At 62.0% G+C, this 18591-nt stretch carries 17 protein-coding genes and 1 pseudogene; 12 read left to right on the top strand and 6 right to left on the bottom strand.

Annotated features, from left to right (window positions below):
- Window positions 1-95: 95 nt before the first annotated feature.
- Entirely contained in the window at window positions 96-1616 is a 1521-nt protein-coding gene (locus J1D76_RS07935) for an aldehyde dehydrogenase family protein (RefSeq protein WP_421137803.1), read from the bottom strand.
- Window positions 1617-2079: 463 nt separating this feature from the next.
- Here J1D76_RS07935 and J1D76_RS07930 point away from each other — a divergent pair, with 463 nt between their 5' ends.
- From J1D76_RS07930 to J1D76_RS07915, 4 genes are all read left to right on the top strand, one after another.
- Window positions 2080-3993 carry a sigma-54-dependent Fis family transcriptional regulator gene (locus tag J1D76_RS07930; RefSeq protein ID WP_421137802.1) on the top strand — a complete coding sequence of 638 codons (1914 nt, stop codon included), beginning with the start codon at window positions 2080-2082 and terminating at the stop codon, window positions 3991-3993.
- Between the two features lie 166 nt (window positions 3994-4159).
- Window positions 4160-5509 (top strand): UDP-N-acetylmuramate:L-alanyl-gamma-D-glutamyl-meso-diaminopimelate ligase, encoded by a 1350-nt coding sequence (gene mpl / locus J1D76_RS07925; RefSeq protein ID WP_421137801.1) that lies wholly within the window; start codon window positions 4160-4162, stop codon window positions 5507-5509.
- Window positions 5506-6138, top strand: coding sequence for a flavin prenyltransferase UbiX (ubiX, locus tag J1D76_RS07920; protein ID WP_421137800.1), 633 nt, complete (start codon window positions 5506-5508; stop codon window positions 6136-6138). Before mpl ends, ubiX begins: the two co-directional genes overlap by 4 nt.
- Window positions 6131-6415 carry a YceK/YidQ family lipoprotein gene (locus tag J1D76_RS07915; RefSeq protein ID WP_421137799.1) on the top strand — a complete coding sequence of 95 codons (285 nt, stop codon included), beginning with the start codon at window positions 6131-6133 and terminating at the stop codon, window positions 6413-6415. The genes ubiX and J1D76_RS07915 overlap by 8 nt, the downstream gene beginning before the upstream one ends.
- Window positions 6416-6475: 60 nt before the next feature.
- Here J1D76_RS07915 and J1D76_RS07910 read toward each other — a convergent pair whose 3' ends face one another.
- The 3 genes from J1D76_RS07910 to J1D76_RS07900 all read right to left on the bottom strand — a co-directional run bounded on the left by J1D76_RS07910 (window position 6476) and on the right by J1D76_RS07900 (window position 9432).
- A complete protein-coding gene (locus tag J1D76_RS07910; protein ID WP_421137798.1) occupies window positions 6476-7117 on the bottom strand; it encodes an oxidoreductase in 642 nt (213 codons plus the stop codon).
- 26 nt (window positions 7118-7143) lie between these two features.
- Window positions 7144-8862 (bottom strand): C13 family peptidase, encoded by a 1719-nt coding sequence (locus J1D76_RS07905; RefSeq protein ID WP_421137797.1) that lies wholly within the window; start codon window positions 8860-8862, stop codon window positions 7144-7146.
- A 114-nt stretch (window positions 8863-8976) separates the two neighbouring features.
- The gene (locus J1D76_RS07900; protein WP_421137796.1) at window positions 8977-9432 is read right to left on the bottom strand and encodes a MaoC family dehydratase; all 456 of its coding nucleotides are present in this window, start codon (window positions 9430-9432) and stop codon (window positions 8977-8979) included.
- A gap of 195 nt (window positions 9433-9627) precedes the next feature.
- Between J1D76_RS07900 and J1D76_RS07895 the strand changes: the two genes are divergently transcribed.
- The 3 genes from J1D76_RS07895 to J1D76_RS07885 are packed head-to-tail and all read left to right on the top strand — an operon-like array spanning window position 9628 to window position 11304.
- On the top strand, window positions 9628-9990 hold the full coding sequence (locus J1D76_RS07895) for a CidA/LrgA family protein (RefSeq protein ID WP_421137795.1): 363 nt from the start codon (window positions 9628-9630) through the stop codon (window positions 9988-9990).
- Entirely contained in the window at window positions 9987-10703 is a 717-nt protein-coding gene (locus tag J1D76_RS07890; protein WP_421137794.1) for an LrgB family protein, read from the top strand. The genes J1D76_RS07895 and J1D76_RS07890 overlap by 4 nt, the downstream gene beginning before the upstream one ends.
- A 10-nt stretch (window positions 10704-10713) precedes the next feature.
- Window positions 10714-11304, top strand: a complete 591-nt coding sequence (locus J1D76_RS07885; protein ID WP_421137793.1) for an LON peptidase substrate-binding domain-containing protein — start codon at window positions 10714-10716, stop codon at window positions 11302-11304.
- A gap of 12 nt (window positions 11305-11316) precedes the next feature.
- Here the strand turns inward: J1D76_RS07885 and J1D76_RS07880 are convergent, their stop codons facing one another.
- Window positions 11317-12633, bottom strand: a complete 1317-nt coding sequence (locus J1D76_RS07880) for a bifunctional DedA family/phosphatase PAP2 family protein (RefSeq protein ID WP_421137792.1) — start codon at window positions 12631-12633, stop codon at window positions 11317-11319.
- A gap of 136 nt (window positions 12634-12769) precedes the next feature.
- Complete coding sequence (locus J1D76_RS07875) at window positions 12770-13468, bottom strand: DNA-3-methyladenine glycosylase (RefSeq protein WP_421137791.1); 699 nt, start codon at window positions 13466-13468, stop codon at window positions 12770-12772.
- A 188-nt stretch (window positions 13469-13656) separates the two neighbouring features.
- Between J1D76_RS07875 and J1D76_RS07870 the strand changes: the two genes are divergently transcribed.
- The 5 genes and pseudogenes from J1D76_RS07870 to mrdA all read left to right on the top strand — a co-directional run bounded on the left by J1D76_RS07870 (window position 13657) and on the right by mrdA (window position 18569).
- Window positions 13657-14928: a glutamate-5-semialdehyde dehydrogenase gene (locus J1D76_RS07870; protein WP_421137790.1), complete on the top strand. Its 1272-nt coding sequence runs from the start codon at window positions 13657-13659 to the stop codon at window positions 14926-14928.
- Between the two features lies 1 nt (window position 14929).
- Window positions 14930-15619 carry a nicotinate-nucleotide adenylyltransferase gene (nadD, locus tag J1D76_RS07865; protein ID WP_421137789.1) on the top strand — a complete coding sequence of 230 codons (690 nt, stop codon included), beginning with the start codon at window positions 14930-14932 and terminating at the stop codon, window positions 15617-15619.
- Window positions 15620-15691: 72 nt separating this feature from the next.
- A pseudogene (gene rsfS, locus J1D76_RS07860) lies at window positions 15692-16078 on the top strand (ribosome silencing factor); the annotation flags it as partial.
- Between the two features lie 117 nt (window positions 16079-16195).
- Window positions 16196-16663, top strand: coding sequence for a 23S rRNA (pseudouridine(1915)-N(3))-methyltransferase RlmH (gene rlmH, locus J1D76_RS07855; protein WP_007937439.1), 468 nt, complete (start codon window positions 16196-16198; stop codon window positions 16661-16663).
- 10 nt (window positions 16664-16673) lie between these two features.
- Entirely contained in the window at window positions 16674-18569 is a 1896-nt protein-coding gene (gene mrdA, locus J1D76_RS07850) for a penicillin-binding protein 2 (protein ID WP_421137788.1), read from the top strand.
- The last annotated feature ends 22 nt before the right edge of the window (window positions 18570-18591 follow it).

The following is an 18591-nucleotide window of genomic DNA, read 5'->3' as shown; positions in this document are numbered from 1 at the left end:
GAGTCTGTGGGGGCGCCTTCGCTGGCAAGCCAGCTCCTACAGAGGGACATGCGTTTCTGTAGGAGCCGGCTTGCCGGCGAATAGTCGTTACACGGTTAGAAGAAGCCCAACGGATTGATGTCGTAGCTCACCAGCAGGTTTTTGGTCTGCTGGTAGTGATCGAGCATCATCTTGTGGGTTTCACGGCCGACGCCGGACTTCTTGTAGCCGCCGAACGCGGCGTGGGCTGGGTACAGGTGGTAGCAATTGGTCCACACACGACCGGCCTTGATGGCGCGGCCCATGCGATAGGCGCGGTTGATGTCGCGAGTCCAGAGGCCGGCGCCCAGGCCGAACTCGGTGTCGTTGGCGATGGCCAGGGCTTCGGCTTCGTCCTTGAAGGTGGTTATGCTCACCACCGGGCCAAAGATTTCTTCCTGGAACACACGCATTTTGTTGGTGCCCTTGAGCAGGGTTGGCTGGATGTAATACCCGCTCGCCAGGTTGCCCTCGAGTTTTTCCACCTTGCCGCCGGTCAGCAGTTCGGCCCCTTCGCCCTTGGCAATTTCCAGGTACGAAAGGATCTTGTCGAATTGCTGTTCGGACGCCTGTGCGCCGACCATGGTGTCGGTGTCCAGCGGGTCGCCACGTTTGATCGACAGGACTTTTTTCATCACTTCTTTCATGAAGTCGTCATAGATCGACTCTTGCACCAGCGCACGGGATGGGCAGGTGCAGACTTCGCCCTGGTTGAAGAACGCCAGTACCAGGCCTTCGGCGGCTTTTTCGATGAAGGAGGGTTCGGCCTTCATGATGTCTTCGAAGAAGATGTTCGGCGACTTGCCGCCCAGCTCCACGGTGGACGGAATGATGTTTTCCGCTGCGCATTTCATGATGTGCGAACCGACCGGTGTCGAGCCGGTAAAGGCAATCTTGGCGATGCGCTTGCTGGTGGCCAGTGCTTCGCCGGCTTCCTTGCCATAGCCTTGCACAATGTTCAACACGCCAGGTGGCAGCAGGTCGCCGATCAGTTCGACCAGTACGGTGATGCCCAGCGGGGTTTGCTCGGCAGGCTTGAGCACCACGCAGTTACCGGCAGCCAGTGCCGGGGCGAGTTTCCAGGCGGCCATCAGGATCGGGAAGTTCCACGGGATGATTTGCCCGACCACGCCCAGCGGTTCATGGATGTGATAGGCCACGGTGTTGCCGTCGATCTCGGCGGCGCTGCCTTCCTGGGCGCGGATGCACCCGGCGAAGTAGCGGAAGTGGTCGGCGGCCAGCGGGATGTCGGCGTTGAGGGTTTCGCGAACGGCTTTGCCGTTGTCCCAGGATTCGGTAATCGCCAGGGTTTCCAGGTTCTGTTCGATGCGGTCGGCAATTTTCAGCAGGACCAGCGAGCGCGCCTGGGCAGAAGTGGCGCCCCACGCGTCGGCAGCCGCGTGGGCAGCATCCAGGGCCTTGTCGATGTCTTCGGCCGTGGAGCGGGGGAATTCGGCAATCGGTTGGCCATTCACTGGCGAGGTATTGGTGAAGTACTGACCTTTAACAGGCGCGACGAACTCGCCGCCGATGTAGTTACCGTATTTGCTCTTGAACGAAACGATAGCGCCTTCAGTACCGGGGTGAGCGTAACGCATGGTGGTCTCTCCTTGCTTTTGTGCTTATAGGGAGTCGCGCATGTGCGCTTGCTTTAAGCGTAGAGCAAGGGCCGGGCCAGTGCCTTGCAGCTCAGGTAAATCAAGGTCTTGGGCGGTTTGTGTCAGACGGGTGGGTGGCGGCTGTGACGCTAACGGTACAGCCCCGGTGACACTTTGTACCGTTTATGGCACAGCCTGTGACCGACCGGTCTTGCCAGCATTGCAATGCAGGCTAGGCTGGAGGATGCTCGGTACTTGCTGAGTGTGACTGGGCTTTCTGTGGCGAGGGGGCTTGCCCCCGTTTGGGTTGCGAAGCAGCCCCGAAAAATGCCCTCAACTTCCCAGCTTCATCGCGTACAACGGATTTGCGACTGCTGCGCAGCCGAACGGGGGCAAGCCCCCTCGCCACAAGGTGGGCTCCATTCCTAAAGGGTGGCACCGCTCTCGGGGAGAATAATAAGAAATGCACGACAATCATTTGAGTCGCCATGCCCAGCAAGTCCTGACCGTCACCCAGGGCAAGGCCCACTTGCACGGGCCGGGCAGCGATCCGTCCATTGCCCGTTCCTGGTTGCGTTGCCTTGAGGACTATCACCTCGACCCGGCCCTGAGCATCGCGCCGACAGTGCTGGAGCATGGCCGCGTACTGGAAAGCCGCGAGCGCCTGCAGCAAGTGCTGCACATCGCCGGCAATGAAATGACCAGCCTGCACCAGCAACTCTCCGGGGCCGGCCATGCGGTGTTGCTCACCGATGCCCGTGGCGTGATCCTCAACTGTGTCACTGCGCCGGCCGAGCGGCAAATATTCGAGCGCGCGGGGCTCTGGCTCGGTGCCGATTGGAGCGAGGCCTGCGAAGGCACCAATGGCATTGGCACCTGCCTGGTGGAGCGCCAGTCGCTGACTATCCATCAGGACGAACATTTTCGCGGCCGGCACACCGGCCTGACTTGCTCGGCAAGCCCGGTCTTCGACCCTCATGGCGAATTGCTCGCGGTGCTCGACGTGTCGTCGGCGCGGCCCGATGTGTCACGACAAAGCCAGTTCCACACCATGGCGCTGGTCAATCTGTCGGCGAAGATGATCGAGAGCTGCTACTTCCTGCGCTGCTTCGACAATCAATGGTTGCTGCGTTTTCACTTACAGGCCGAATCCGTTGGCTTGTTCAGCGAAGGCTTGCTGGCCTTTGACGGAGAAGGGCGCATTTGCGCGGTCAACCAGAGCGCGCTGAATTTGCTGGGACACATTCGCGGTGGCTTGCTGGGTAAGCCGGTGGAGGCGTTTTTCGATTGCTCGCTCGATGAACTGCTCGGACGCGCGAGCACCCATGCCGCCGCCAGTTGGCCGCTGCGCACCCGTGATGGTCGCAAGCTGTTCGCAGTATTGCGCGGTGAAGCGCGGCGACCATTGCCGACGCCGATGGTGCCGGCGCCCAAAGTTGCACCTGCGCCGCATGTGTCGGGCATTTGCCTGGACGACGCGACCTTGCAGGCGGACTTCCGCAAGGCTTTGCGCGTGTATGAGCGCGATGTGCCGCTGTTGATCAACGGCGAAACTGGATCCGGCAAGGAGGCGTTCGCCAAAGCCGTGCACCAGGCCAGCCAGCGCGCGGCAAAAGCCTTCGTCGCCCTCAATTGCGCGGCCATTCCCGAAAGCCTGATCGAAAGCGAGTTGTTCGGTTATCGCGGCGGCAGCTTCACCGGCGCACGCAAGGAAGGCATGCGCGGCAAGCTGCAGCAGGCGGATGGCGGGACGTTGTTCCTCGATGAAATCGGCGACATGCCCCTGGCCCTGCAAACCCGTTTGCTACGGGTGCTGGAAGACCGACAGGTAGTACCGATCGGCGGCGAGCCGGAGCCGGTCAACGTGCGAATCATCAGTGCCACTCACCGCCACTTGCTGGATCGCGTGCAGGACGGCAGTTTTCGCGAGGACTTGTATTACCGCCTCAACGGGCTAGAGGTCGCCTTGCCGCCGCTGCGCGAGCGCAGCGATAAATCCCGCTTGCTCGATTTTCTGCTGGCCGAAGAAGCGGCCGGGGAAACCCTAGTGATTGACGGCCCGGCGCGTGAGGCGTTGCTGGGGTTTGCCTGGCCGGGCAACGTGCGGCAGTTGCGCAATGTGCTGCGTACGTTGGCGGCGTTGTGCGATGACGGGCGGATCGGTGTGGACGATTTGCCGGCCATGATTCGCCAGGCGCAACCGCGGGTGCCGACGCTCGACGCGACCTCGGAGCATCCGCTGGAGGATGCCGAGCGGCTGGCGTTGCTCACGGCGCTGGAGCAAACGCGCTGGCACATGACGCATACCGCGGAGCAGTTGGGGGTCAGCCGCAACACGCTTTACAGAAAGCTGCGAAAGCACGGGATTGCCCGCTAAACGCCACAACAACCTGTAGGAGCCGGCTTGCCGGCGAGGGCAATTTCAAGACCGCCTTCGCCGGCGAGCCAGCTTCTACAGGTTTTGCGCTGGGCACAAATCGAAACACAAGGTGCGATTTTCCCCTCCCTACGCTAACCTGCGGCCATGTTTTACGAGGTCGACTATGCACATTCATATTCTGGGTATCTGCGGCACTTTCATGGGTTCGATGGCGGTTCTGGCCAAAGAGCTTGGCCATCACGTGACCGGCTCCGATGCCAATGTCTATCCGCCGATGAGCACCCAACTGGAGGCCCAGGGCATTGAATTGACCCAGGGCTACGACCCGGCGCAACTCGATCCGGCCCCGGATCTGGTGGTGATCGGCAACGCCATGTCGCGGGGCAACCCGGCGGTGGAATATGTGCTGAACAAGGGCCTGCCTTACGTGTCCGGCCCGCAATGGCTGGCCGATCATGTCCTGCAAGGGCGTTGGGTGTTGGCGGTGGCCGGGACGCACGGCAAGACCACCACCAGCAGCATGCTGGCCTGGGTGCTGGAACACGCGGGCATGGCGCCGGGCTTCCTGATCGGCGGCGTGCCGCAGAATTTCTCGGTGTCGGCGCGCCTGGGCGATACGCCGTTCTTCGTCATTGAAGCCGACGAGTACGACAGCGCGTTCTTCGACAAGCGCTCCAAGTTCGTGCACTACCGCCCACGCACGGCGATCCTGAACAATCTCGAGTTCGATCACGCCGACATCTTCCCGGACCTGCCGGCCATCGAGCGGCAGTTCCATCACTTGGTGCGGACCATCCCGAGCGAAGGCCTGGTGATTCACCCGACCACGGAGCCGGCCCTGCAGCGTGTGATCGAGATGGGTTGCTGGACACCGGTGCAAACCACCGGGGCTGGCGGTCAGTGGCAGGTCAAGCTGCTCAGTGAAGACGGCTCGAAGTTCGAAGTGCTGTTCGACGGCGTGGTACAGGGTGTGGTCGAGTGGGACATGACCGGCCAGCACAACGTCGCCAACGCCCTGGCGACCCTGGCGGCCGCGCGCCACGTTGGTGTGGTGCCTTCCATGGGCATCGCCGCGTTAAGCGCGTTCAAGAGCGTGAAGCGGCGGATGGAGAAAGTCGCGCAAGTCCGTGGCATCACCATTTATGACGACTTCGCCCATCACCCGACTGCCATCGCCACCACGCTGGATGGTTTGCGCAAGCGCATTGGCGATGCACCGTTGATCGCGATCATCGAGCCGCGCTCCAACTCCATGAAGCTCGGCGCGCACCGTGACGGCTTGCCGGAAAGCGTGGTCGATGCCGATCAGGTTATCTGGTACGCCCCGGCCAACCTTGGCTGGGACCTGGCCGGCACCGCGGCGTTGTGTACCGTGCCGTCGATTGTCAGCGATTCCCTGGAAGGCATCATCGAGCGCGTGAAGAGCCAGGCCCAGCCCGGCACTCACGTGGTGATCATGAGCAACGGCGGTTTCGGCGGCCTGCACGGCAAACTGGCCGAGGCGCTCAAATGAACCACGGTCCGGAGCGCATTACCCTGGCGATGACCGGCGCGTCAGGCGCGCAATACGGTTTGCGCCTGCTCGACTGCCTGGTGCGGGAAGACCGCGAAGTACACTTCCTGATCTCCAAGGCTGCGCAACTGGTGATGGCCACCGAAACCGATGTCACGCTGCCGGCCAAGCCGCAGATGATGCAGGCCTTCCTCACCGAATACACCGGCGCTGCCGCCGGGCAGATTCGGGTGTACGGCAAGGAAGACTGGATGTCGCCAGTGGCCTCGGGTTCCGGCGCGCCAGCGGCTATGGTGGTAGTGCCGTGTTCCACGGGCACCTTGTCAGCCATCGCCACCGGCGCCTGCAACAACCTGATCGAACGCGCCGCCGATGTAACGCTCAAGGAACGTCGGCAGTTGATCCTGGTGCCCCGCGAAGCGCCGTATTCGAGCATTCACCTGGAGCACATGCTCAAGTTGTCGAACATGGGCGTGACGATCCTGCCGGCCTCGCCAGGCTTTTATCATCAGCCGCAAACCATCGACGACCTGATCGATTTTGTCGTGGCGCGGATTCTCAACCTGCTGAACATTCCCCAAGACATGCTGCCGCGCTGGGGCGAGCATCATCTGACCAGTGATGAATAAGCTGCTGGTGATGGTGCTCGCGCTGCAACTGGTCGGTTGCGCCACCGCACGTACCCTCGATGCGGCCAAGCCCGGGGCGCCGATTGTCTACTCGGGAACTCGCCTGGATGTGTACGCGATGAATGGTGGGTGTTGCGCGATGGACCGTTTCGGCGCCGAAGCGCCGAGCTACCCGGGCGTCGACCTGCCGGCGAGTGCATTGCTCGATACGCTGTTATTGCCGTTGTCGTTGCTGACGGTGATTGGTGTGAGTTATCAGGCGACGGGTGGGTTGTAGCAGAACACTACACGGGCTTTTGTGGTGAAGGGGCAAGCCCCCTCACCACAGGTCCTCGGTCTATTTGCCTAACTTGCGCAACTCATCCGACTCGACAATCCGCACGCCATCCTGCTCTTCCAGCGCCAGGCGCCACATCGCACGGGCCAATTGGCAAGCCTCTATACCGTGGTATTTACCAGGGATCAGCCGAGACAGCGGGCCGGCGACTTTCTCGCCCAGTCGCGGTTCAACGCGATCACCCAGCAACAGCGACGGTCGGCAAATGGTCAGTTGAGGCCAGTCTTGCGCACGCAATGCGTGCTCCATCTCGCCTTTGACCCGGTTGTAGAAAATCGAGGATCGGCGATCGGCGCCCAGCGCACTGATCACGATCAGGTGCCGTGCGCCCATTTCTCGTGCGCGTTTGGCAAAGGCCACGACCATGTCCAGGTCCACGGCGCGGAACGCCTCTTCCGAGCCCGCCTGTTTGATGGTGGTGCCCAGGCAGCAATAGGCGATGTCGATGCGGCCGTTGAGCTGTGGAAGGAATACCGCCGGGTCGCCGACCGGGTTTTCAAGGTGGGGATGCTTGGCCAAAGGCCGGCGTGACGGCGCCAATACCCGCGAAATCGTTGGTTCGTTGAGCAAGCGATCAAGCAGGTGTTCCCCGGTCAAACCGGTGGCACCGGCGAGCAGCACATGCTGAGGCGTCAAGTACATAGTGTTTCCCCCTTGATACTGTCAGCTTAGTTGCTGTTTGCATCCCTGCTTTCAATCGAAACACTTTGCAGTGCTTTTCGCGCCTGCTGCTTGCGCAACAGTTGCCAATGCGAAAGGACGGTTTTCGGTGCCCAGATCTGCGGTTCGGAGGCTTCGAAGCCATCGGCCAGCTCGCGTTCGGCGACGGTGGCCTTGGCCAGTTTGAAGGCCTGTTCGAGGTCGTCGGTCTGGTTCAGCGCCTGGGCGAACAAGGCGTCGCCGAAGTAGGTGAAGTTGGCTTCCTCGGAGCAACCGAAGGACACGCGGTCGGCCCGTGACGCGGTCATGATCAGGGTCCGCTCATCCTTGAGGGCGGGGATGAAGCCGCCGGAATAGCAGGACGAGATCACGATGATCTTGTCGCGGTTCTTCAGCGGTGCGAGGACCGCAGCCATTTCGTCGGCGGGCAGGTCGGCCAGTTCCATGCGCGGCTGGTCGAGCACCAGTTCATGTTCGCTGGTGCCGTGGCTGGTCAGGTAGATGAAAATCAGGTCTTCCGGGCCGCTGCGTTCGGCCAGGGTCTGGGCGGCGCGGCGCAGGTTTTCCCGGGTTGCCATCGGGCGGTCGGCGAGGTGGTCGCGATGGTTCACCAGGCGAATCTGGCCGTAGGCGCCGAAACGGGTGGTGAGCATATTGGCGACGTAGTCGGACTCGCGCAGGAACACGCTTTGCTTGCCGTCGCCGCCGAGGGTCAGCGCATACAGCTCCACTGCCGGGGTCGAAGGCGGAATGTTGGCCAGCGCGGTGTCGAGCAGGTGCCCCTGGGCCAACAGGCCGAGCTCAAGGGTGTCCGGCAGCAATTTGCCTTCAGCGTCGCGTACGCGCTGGCCGTTGATCCAAGTGCCGCTGAGTACGGCGCCGTCGGTCAGCACCAGCGTGCCGCGCCCCTGGTAACTGTCGTTGTCGAACTGGCCGGTGTAAAAACTGCCGTCGGGCAGGTTCAGGCGGCCCTGGCCGGAGAAACGCCAATCACTGAACTGGCCGATGTAGTGACTGCCGTCAGAGCCGATCAACTCGCCCTTGCCGTTCAGCGAACCTTCCTTGAACTGGCCCAGCCAGACGTCGCCGTCGGCGTTCTCGTAGCGGCCCTTGCCGTGCAATTGGTTGTTCTTGAAGCTGCCGACGTAGATATCGCCGTCGGCACTGTTGAAGGTGCCGTTGCCTTCCAACTGGCCGTCGACGAAGTGGCCGGTGAACTGATTGCCGTTGCCGTCGCCGCGTTGGCCTTCGCCATTGGGTTTGCCGTGGGCGAACTGGCCCTGGTAGGCGCTGCCGTCTTCGAGTTCCAGGCGGCCGAGGCCAGAATATTGATCGGCCTTGAACTCTCCGCGGTAGCTCATGCCGTTTTCTTTGAGGGTACCTTCGCCGTCGCGCCGGCCGGCCTTGAAACCGCCGGTGTAACTGCTCGCGTTGGTGGTCAGTGCCCCCTGACCTTCGAACAGCCCCTGGCTGAATTGCCCGCGATAGACCTCGCCATTGCTGCCATGCCATTCGCCCTGGCCGTGCCACTGGCCCTTGTCGAACTCGCCGGCGTACCAGCTGCCGTTCGGGTAGTCGATGCGCCCCTTGCCTTGCAGCAAGCCATTGACCAGGTCACCGCGATAGCGTCCGCCATCCGGCAGGCGGGCGTCAGGGGGCAAAGGCGATTCGCCGTTGCCGCAGGCGGTGAGCGTCAGGGTCAAGGCAAGGAGGGCGAGTGGGCGCATAGCGGATTCCGGGCAATTAGGCGAGGGAGTATGCCGCAGCTATGGGCCCTTATATAGGGCGAGGTACCGGCAGAGGGCGCGAAACAGCGTGAGCTGCTTCGCATCCGGGAAGGTTTAGACGAAGCACAGGGACAGGGGCTCGGCGATATACGCCGGTTTGTCCGAACCTTCGATTTCCAGGGTCGTGGTGGCCTTGAGCAGCCATTGGCCGGGTTTCTTCTCGATCACTTCGGTCAGGTCGACTTTGAGCCGCACCCGCGAATTGACCTTGACCGGCTGGATGAAGCGCACGCTGTCGAGGCCGTAGTTGACCACCATCTTCAGGCCTTCGGGCATGACGAGGATGTCTTCCATCAGTTTCGGAATCAGTGACAACGACAGGAAACCATGGGCGATGGTGCTGCCAAACGGCGTTTGCGCGGCCTTGACCGGGTCGACGTGGATGAACTGATAGTCCCCTGTGGCTTCGGCGAACAGGTTGATGCGGTCCTGATCGATGGTGAGCCATTCGGAACGTCCAAGTTCCTTGCCGACATAATCGTTGAGCTCTGCAACTGGAACATAGGGCATTGAGACTCTCCTTGGGGTTCATCGGTTTTATAGTTTTGGGTGCGAGGGATTCGACCTCCCGGCTTACCACTTTAGATCAACATGACCAAACGCTGCGGTCAACTGACCATGCTTTTGGCGAATGCCGATCTATAGCGCAGGCGTGCTTATAATGCCCGGGCCAATGCGGGTGACGGATTTTGCGGGAGATCTTTGATGTTGTTACGGGGCCTGACATGGCTGGTGCTGTTCCAATTGCTCGGCACTGCGCTCAATCATTTGTTCTTGCCGGTGTTGCCGGGACCGATCGTGGGGTTGCTGCTGTTGCTGGTGTACCTGATCTGTCGCGGCCAGGTGGGCGAGCCGCTGAACCAGGCGGCCAGCAGCCTGTTGCGCTACCTGCCGCTGTTGCTGGTGCCGCCGGCCGTGGGCGTAATGGTGTATGCCGCTGACATCGCCGCTGATTTCTGGGCAATTGTCGGTGCTTTGGTCCTGTCGCTTCTGCTGTCGATGGCGTTCGCCGGGGTGCTGATGCAGCGCATGGTCAAGCGTCACGCTCAGCCTGAGGAGGTCCAATGATCTTCGACTGGCACGGCGCGTGGACGTCGGTGATCCATCATCCATTGTTCGGCATCGGTATCACCCTGGGTGCCTATCAACTGGTGCTGGCGGCATTCGAGAAAACCCGCTGGATCTTTTTGCAACCGGTGCTGGTCTCCATGTTGCTGGTGATCGGCGTGTTGGTGGGTTGTGGCCTGACCTACGCCGAGTACCGCAAGAGCACTGAGATTCTCAGCATCCTGCTCGGCCCGGCCACCGTCGCCCTGGCCGTGCCGCTCTATCTCAACCTGCGACGGATTCGGCAGTTGTTCTGGCCGATATTTACTACGCTGGTGATAGGCGGGGTGGTGGCCACGGGCATGGGCGTGTTGCTCGGCTGGTGGTTCGGTGCCGAGCACATGATCCTGATGACCATGGCGCCGAAGTCGGTGACCTCGCCAATCGCCATGTTGGTGGCTGAGCAGATCGGCGGCGTCGCGGCGCTGGCCGCGGTATTCGTCTTGATCACCGGTGTGATCGGGGCGATTTTCGGCCCGGCCCTGCTGACTCGGCTCGGTGTGCACAGCCCGGAGGCCAGGGGCATGGCGCTGGGCATGACGGCCCACGCGGTTGGCACGTCAGTGGCGTTGCAGGAAAGTGAAGAGTGCGGCGCCTTTGCGGCGCTGGCGATGAGCTTGATGGGTGTGGCCACGGCGGTGCTCCTGCCGCTGGCGGTGTCGATGGTGGTGTAAGGAAATGTCTATGAGTCTGCCGCTTTTTCCGCTGAACACGGTGCTGTTTCCAGGCTGCATCCTCGATTTGCAGATTTTCGAGGCACGCTATCTGGACATGATCGGCCGCTGCATGAAGCAGGGCGGCGGTTTCGGCGTGGTGTGCATCCTTGATGGCGAAGAGGTCGGGATCGCACCGGCCGGGTACGCCCTGGTCGGGTGCGAGGCGCTGATCACCGACTTCAAGCAGCAGGACAACGGCCTGCTGGGGATTCGCGTTCAGGGCGGGCGGCGTTTCCATGTCTTGCGAACGGACGTTCAGCGCGATCAGTTGACCGTCGCCGACGTCGAGTGGCTGGAGGATGAACCTGAACAACCGTTGCAGGACGAGGACGCCGATCTGGTAGCGCTGCTCAAGGCCCTGGCCGAGCACCCAATGGTCGAAGCGTTGAACATGGGCACTGAAGCCACCGGCCAACAGTCATTGGCCAACCAGTTGGCGTACCTGTTGCCCTTCGCCGAGCTGGACAAGATCGACCTGCTTCAACTCGACGATCCCCAGCAACGACTGGATGCGATTCAGGCGTTGCTGGATGAGTTGCAGGGCGAGTTGTTTGCCTGACGTAGATTTTTCTCAGTACGCGTACCGCAACATCGTGTGCGGCAAGTGCCGCAGCACGAAGAACCCGAACAACGCCAGCAGTGCTGGCAGCACCAGCCACCAGACCCGGGGTGGCAGGCCGTTGAGCGGCTCCTTGCGCTGAATCAGCCACAGGCTGGCGGCGCAGACGCACGTTGCCAGCATCGCGCCGGCCATGACATCGGTCGGCCAGTGCGCGCCCAGGTACACCCGTGACAAGGAAATCGCCAAGGCCGGCAAACACGCCAGCAGCAGCCAGGTCAGGCGCATCCTCGGCGGTTGCCCGCGGCCGGCCAGCACCGCCAACGTCAGGAACAGCGCAAAAGAACCTGACGCATGGCCGCTGGGCATGCTGTAGCTGGTGAGTGGCTCGCTCAATACCTCGGGGCGCACGCGAGCAAAGAAATGTTTGGTCGCGGTGTTTGCCAATGCCGTGCAGAGCAAGGTGCTGGCGGCGAAGATTGCCGGGCGCCATTGACGCATCAGCAGCAACAAGCCGGTCAACAGTGCGCTGAACAGCAGCATGTTGCGAAATTCGCCGATCAGCGTGAACACCACCGCCACTTCGTCGAGCATCGGGCTGCGGTGTTCCTGCACCAGTGTCATCACGCCTTGATCAAGCGCTTTCAGGTACGGGTAGCCGATAAACAGCGCTACCAAAAGCAAAAAGCTCATGCCAGCAATCAACACCGTGGCCCGGCGATGCTGGCGCAGGCTACTGGTCGCGCTCAGCCCGACCATCACGGCGATGCTACCGGCCACGATACCGGCCTGCAGCCAGAAACCCTCTGGCAACGGTAAACGGATGGCTGCGCCAGTGGCCCAGCCCGGCAACAGGTACGCCACCGACCAGCCGGCAGCGGCCAGCAGGCTGACGGCAATGAAACGTGGGAACGGCATGTCGCACATGCCGGCGACCATGGGCAGCATCGGCCGCAATGGCCCGATAAAACGCCCGACCAGCAGGCTGGCGATGCCGTAGCGCTGGAAATAGGTCTCGGCCCCGGCGATCCATTGCGGGTGATGGCGCAAGCCGGGCAGGCGGCGAATGTTCTGATGAAAGTGCCGTCCGAGGAAATACGAAACGACGTCGCCCAACACCCCAGCGAGGAAACCCAGCAGCAAGGTTTCGCTCAGCGGCAATGCCCCGCTGCCGGCCAACACTGCAACGGCGAACAGCAACACCGTGCCGGGGACGATCAACCCGGCAATCGCCAGGCACTCCACAAAGGCCACCACAAAAATCGCCGCCGCCAGCCATTGCGGGTTGACCGTCAACCAACCGGTCACGCTGTCGAGCCATTGGCCCATAAAAAACCACTCCATTGAATGTTCAAAACACCGCAAAACCCTGTAGGAGCGAGCTTGCTCGCGAAGAGGTCCGTTCAGTCGATATCAGAATCGCCTGACACTCCATCTTCGCGGGCAAGCCCGCTCCTACAAGGGTTTACGGCAATACAAAATAGTCGCGCCCTTCGACCTGCCCCCGGCGCACCGGATTGCGCGTGCAATACGCTGCGTAAGCACTGTCGACAAAGCGGTACATCAAATGTTCATCGCGCCCGTGGGGAATGCCCAGGCGGGTGGTCTGGAGGATGTGAGCGGGCGACTGACCAACGTCTTCCACCAGCATCACCTCATGATCGAAGCGCTTGGCATCCCACATCGGCACTTTCAGGCCCAGCGCCTTGCACAGCAGGGTTTGCCCGGCGCAGAGTTTTTGAGCTGGGCGAGGGCGGCCCTGTGCGTCGGGGTTGTTCAACAGCATCTGCGCCAGGCTTGCAGGACCGCTCAAATCATCGACCCAAGGATAGGCGGACTTGATCAGCACGGCGTTCCCCGGCCCCTGGGCACTGAAGTTCAGGGAATCGCCGCCCCGGGCGTAATACATATAGATATGGCCACCATCCAGAAACAAGGCCTTACGCTTTTCTGTGTAGCCGAGGGACGCGTGACTGCCTTTTTCCGCGCAGTAATAGGCTTCGGTCTCGATGATCCGGGCGCTGAGCCACAAGTCGCCAACGCGATGGCGGATGACCTTGCCCAATAAATCCTGGGCCAGGACCTGGGCGTCACGGTCGAAAAAGGCGTCTGCAAGCGCGGTGGGCAGGGGTATTGCCGGGGCGCGAACTGTCAGGTTGGACATGATTGCGGCGCTAATCAGGACTGAAGGAGGCGTGATGATAACAATTCACAGCTTAATTCCAGCTGAACACCAGCAAATCACCCTCCATTTCGACCATCCGCCCGTCACCGCTGTTAGTCGGTGGGCGCGACAGCTATAATCTGCCGCTTTACTCTTTACCAAGCCCTAATCAAAGACCACGCCAGACCATGACTGAGTCCGTTCTTGACTACATGACCCGCCTGGGTTGCGCTGCCCGCGAAGCTTCCCGCGTGATCGGCCGTGCCAGCACCGCGCAGAAAAACCGCGCCCTGCAGGCCGCCGCCAATGCGCTGGACGCTGCTCGCGCCGAGCTGACCGCGGCCAATGAACTGGACTTGGCCGCGGGTCGCGCCAATGGTCTGGAGCCGGCCCTGCTTGAACGCCTGGCGCTGACCCCGGCGCGCATCGACGGCATGATCGTCGGCCTGCGCCAGGTGGCCGCGCTGCCGGACCCGGTCGGCGCAATCCGCGAAATGAGCTTTCGCCCGTCCGGTATCCAGGTCGGCAAGATGCGCGTGCCGCTGGGCGTGATCGGGATCATCTATGAGTCGCGGCCGAACGTGACCATCGACGCGGCGAGCCTGTGCCTGAAGTCCGGCAACGCGACCATCCTGCGTGGCGGTTCCGAGGCGATTCATTCCAATCGTGCCATCGCCGCCTGCATTCAACGCGGCCTGGCCGAGGCCGATCTGCCGGCCGCCGTGGTGCAAGTGGTCGAAACCACGGATCGCGCGGCGGTCGGCGCGCTGATCACCATGCCTGAATACGTCGATGTCATCGTGCCGCGCGGCGGCCGTGGCCTGATCGAGCGCGTCAGTCGTGACGCCCGCGTCCCGGTGATCAAGCACCTGGACGGCATCTGCCACGTCTATGTGAGTGAGCACGCCGACCTGGCCAAGGCCCAGCGCATCGCGTTCAACGCCAAGACCTATCGTTATGGCATTTGCGGCGCAATGGAGACCTTGCTGGTCGATCAAGCCGTTGCCAAGGATTTCCTGCCGGCGATGGCCGCCCAGTTCCGCGAAAAAGGCGTCGAATTGCGTGGCTGCGAGCGCACCCGGGCCATCATCGATGCCGTGGCCGCTACCGAAGAGGACTGGAGCACCGAATACCTGGCGGCGATTCTGTCGATCCGTGTGGTCGATGGGCTGGGCCAGGCTATCGAGCACATCAACCATTACGGGTCTCACCACACCGATTCGATTGTCAGCGAACACCAGGGCGACACCCGGCGTTTCGTGGCTGAAGTCGACTCCTCGTCGGTGATGATCAACACCCCGACCTGCTTCGCCGATGGTTTTGAATACGGATTGGGTGCCGAGATCGGCATTTCTACTGATAAGCTGCACGCCCGCGGACCGGTGGGTCTCGAAGGCCTGACCTGCGAGAAGTACATCGTGGTCGGCGACGGGCAGTTGCGCGGACAGGAGCCGGCCTGACTTGGGCGACTTCGACCCGTCAGCCCCGGTCACCGCCAGCGAGCCAGCGCCTCGCCGCATTGGCGTGCTGGGCGGTACGTTTGACCCGGTGCACATCGGCCATTTGCGCGGTGCGCTGGAAGTTGCCGAAACCCTGACACTCGATGAGTTGCGCCTGACACCCAGTGCCAGGCCGCCCCATCGGAATACGCCGCAGGTGTCGGCGCAAGACCGTCTGGCGATGGTCGAGTGTGCGGTGGCCGGTGTGGCGCCGTTGGTGGTGGACGACCGCGAATTGCAGCGGGATAAACCGTCCTACACCATTGATACCCTGGAGTTGATGCGCGCCGAAATGCCCGCCGAGACCCAGGTTTTTCTGCTTTTGGGCTGGGACGCATTTTGCGGCCTGCCCACTTGGCACCGCTGGGAAGAGTTGCTCCAGCATTGCCATATCCTGGTGTTGCAACGCCCGGATGCCGACAGCGAACCGCCGGATGCCTTGCGCAACCTGCTGGCAGCGCGCTCGGTGAGCGACCCGCTGGCCCTCAAGGGGCCGAGCGGACAGATTGCATTCGTCTGGCAGACACCGCTCGCGGTATCCGCCACCCAGATCCGTCAACTGCTGGCCAGCGGTAAGTCGGTACGTTTCCTGGTGCCCGACGCGGTCCTGGCCTACATCGATGCGCACGGTCTCTACCGTGCGTCGAACTGAATAGGAGTGCTTCAAGACACGTGGCAACAACGTGTACCGAAGCCCCGAACAAACGAGCAAAACGAGTTTTATATGACGAGCAACAACGAAAGCAAAGTTAAACGCAAAGGCACTTTCAAGAGCGCCCCGCTGCCGGAGAAGGTCCTCGCCGCCGAGCCGCCTAAGGGCGACGAGCTGGTCAAGATCGCCGTAGCCGCCCTGGAAGACGTCAAGGCCCAGGATGTGCTGGTCATCGATGTTCGCGACAAGCAGAGCATCACCGACTTCATGATCATCGCTACCGGTACCTCCAACCGCCAGATCGGCGCGATGCTGGACAAGGTTCGCGAAGCCGTCAAAGCCCTGGGCATCAAGCCGCTGGGTGAAGAAGGCAAGGGCGACAGCGACTGGGTGCTGCTGGACATGGACGACGTCATCGTTCACATGATGACCTCCAACGCTCGCCAGTTCTACGACCTGGAGCGCCTGTGGAAAGGTGCCGAGCAGAGCCGTGCGGCCGATGGCAAGCACCACAGCCCTGAAGTCGGTCACGAGCACTTCACCAAGCTCAACAAAGACCAGGAATAAGGGACTGCTGTGCGACTGCGACTGATCGCCGTCGGTTCACGCATGCCCAAGTGGGTGGAAGAAGGCTGGCATGAATATGCCAAGCGTCTTCCGTCCGAGCTGGCGCTCGAACTGGTGGAAATACCGCTTAACACCCGTGGCAAGAACGCCGACGTGGCCCGCTTCATCCGTCAGGAAGGCGAAGCCATGCTGGCCAAGGTCGGGCCGAACGAGCGCGTGGTCACACTCGAAGTCCACGGCAAGCCCTGGAGCACCGAGCAACTGGCGGTCGAGCTCGATCGCTGGCGGCTGGACTCGCGCACCGTCAACTTCATGGTCGGCGGCCCCGAAGGGCTGGCGCCGGAAGTCTGTGCCCGGGCTGACCAGCGCTGGTCGTTGTCGCCGCTGACCTTGCCGCACCCGCTGGTGCGGATCCTGATCGGCGAACAGTTGTACCGTGCCTGGACCGTGCTGTCCGGTCACCCTTACCACAAGTAATTCTGCCCTCATGTCCCAGCCGATCCGCATCAAGGACCACGAAAAAGACGCCCGTCTGGTGCGTGGCCGCGTCGTGTTCGGGGCCATTGCGGTGGTCACGCTGATTGGCGTGCTGATCGCCCGCCTGTATTTCCTGCAGGTGATCCAGTACGAGTATCACTCGACCCTGTCGGAGAACAACCGCGTCCATGTGCAGCCGATTCCGCCCACCCGTGGGTTGATTTACGACCGCAATGGCGTGGTGATTGCCGACAACCGGCCCAGCTTCAGCCTGAGCATGACCCGCGAGCGCTCCGGCGACTGGCAGCAAGTGCTCGACGTGATCGTCGAAGTGCTGGAGCTGACGCCCGAGGACCGGGTGATCTTCGAGAAGCGCATGCGCCAGGGGCGCCGGCCGTTCGAGCCGGTGCCGATCCTGTTCGAGCTGACTGAAGAGCAGATTGCACGCATTGCTGTGAACCAGTTCCGCCTGCCCGGCGTGGAAGTGGTTGCGCAACTGGTTCGTCACTACCCGCAGGGCGCGCACTTTGCGCACTCGGTGGGCTACATGGGGCGGATCAACGAGAAAGAGCTGAAGTCGCTGGACCCGGTCAGTTATAGCGGTACCCATCAAATCGGCAAGACCGGCATCGAGCGCTTCTATGAGCCGCAGCTGCATGGCCAGGTGGGTTACGAAGAAGTCGAGACCAACGCCCGGGGCCGGGTATTAAGGGTGCTCAAGCGCACCGAACCGGTTTCCGGCAAAGACATCGTCCTGAGCCTGGACATCAAGTTGCAGGAAGCCGCCGAAACCGCGCTCGGCGGTCGTCGTGGTGCCGTAGTGGCCCTGAACCCGAAGACCGGCGAGGTGCTGGCGATGGTCAGCCAGCCGAGTTTCGATCCAAACCTGTTCGTCACCGGCATCAGCTCCAAAGCCTATTCCGAACTGCGCGATTCCATCGATCGGCCGCTGTTCAACCGCGTGCTGCGCGGTCTCTACCCACCGGGCTCGACCATCAAGCCTGCGGTGGCGATTGCCGGCCTGGACTCCGGCGTGGTGACGGCATCGACCCGTGTGTTCGACCCCGGTTACTACATGCTGCCCAACTACGATCACAAGTACCGTAACTGGAACCGTACCGGCGACGGCTACGTGGACCTCGACACGGCGATCATGCGTTCCAACGACACCTACTTCTATGACCTGGCCCACAAGCTGGGGATCGATCGGTTGTCGTCGTACCTGTCCAAGTTCGGTATCGGCCAGAAGGTGTCCCTGGACATGTTCGAGGAATCGCCGGGCCTGATGCCGACCCGCGAATGGAAACGCGCAACCCGCCGCCAGGCATGGTTCCCGGGCGAAACGTTGATTCTCGGGATCGGTCAGGGCTACATGCAGTCGACCCCGTTGCAGTTGGCCCAGGCCACGGCACTGGTGGCCAACAAAGGCATCTGGAACCGTCCGCACCTGGCCAAGACCATCGAAGGCGAGAAACCGGTGGACCAGAACCCGATGCCGGACATCATCCTGCGCGACCCGTCAGACTGGACCAAGGTCAACCACGGCATGCAACAAGTAATGCACGGCGCCCGCGGTACCGCGCGCAAGGCGGCGATCGGTGCGCAGTACCGCATTGCCGGCAAGAGCGGTACGGCCCAGGTGGTCGCGATCAAGCAGGGTGAGAAGTACGACCGCTCCAAGGTTCAGGAACGCCATCGCGACCACGCCTTGTTCGTCGGTTTCGCCCCGGCAGACGATCCGCAGATCGTGGTGGCGGTGATGGTCGAGAACGGTGAATCCGGCTCCGGCGTCGCCGCGCCAGTGGTGCGCCAGATCATGGACGCCTGGTTGCTCGACCCGAGCGGTCACCTCAAAGCCGAATACGCCAGCCCTACTAGCGCGGAGGCTACCGCCCGTGATGAATAATTTTGATCGCATGCTCTCCAGT

Source organism: Pseudomonas sp. NFX15 (assembly GCF_049132105.1).
Taxonomy (GTDB): domain Bacteria; phylum Pseudomonadota; class Gammaproteobacteria; order Pseudomonadales; family Pseudomonadaceae; genus Aquipseudomonas.
Note: the sequence above shows the minus strand (reverse complement) of the source record. Positions and strands in the feature narration are given on the sequence as shown.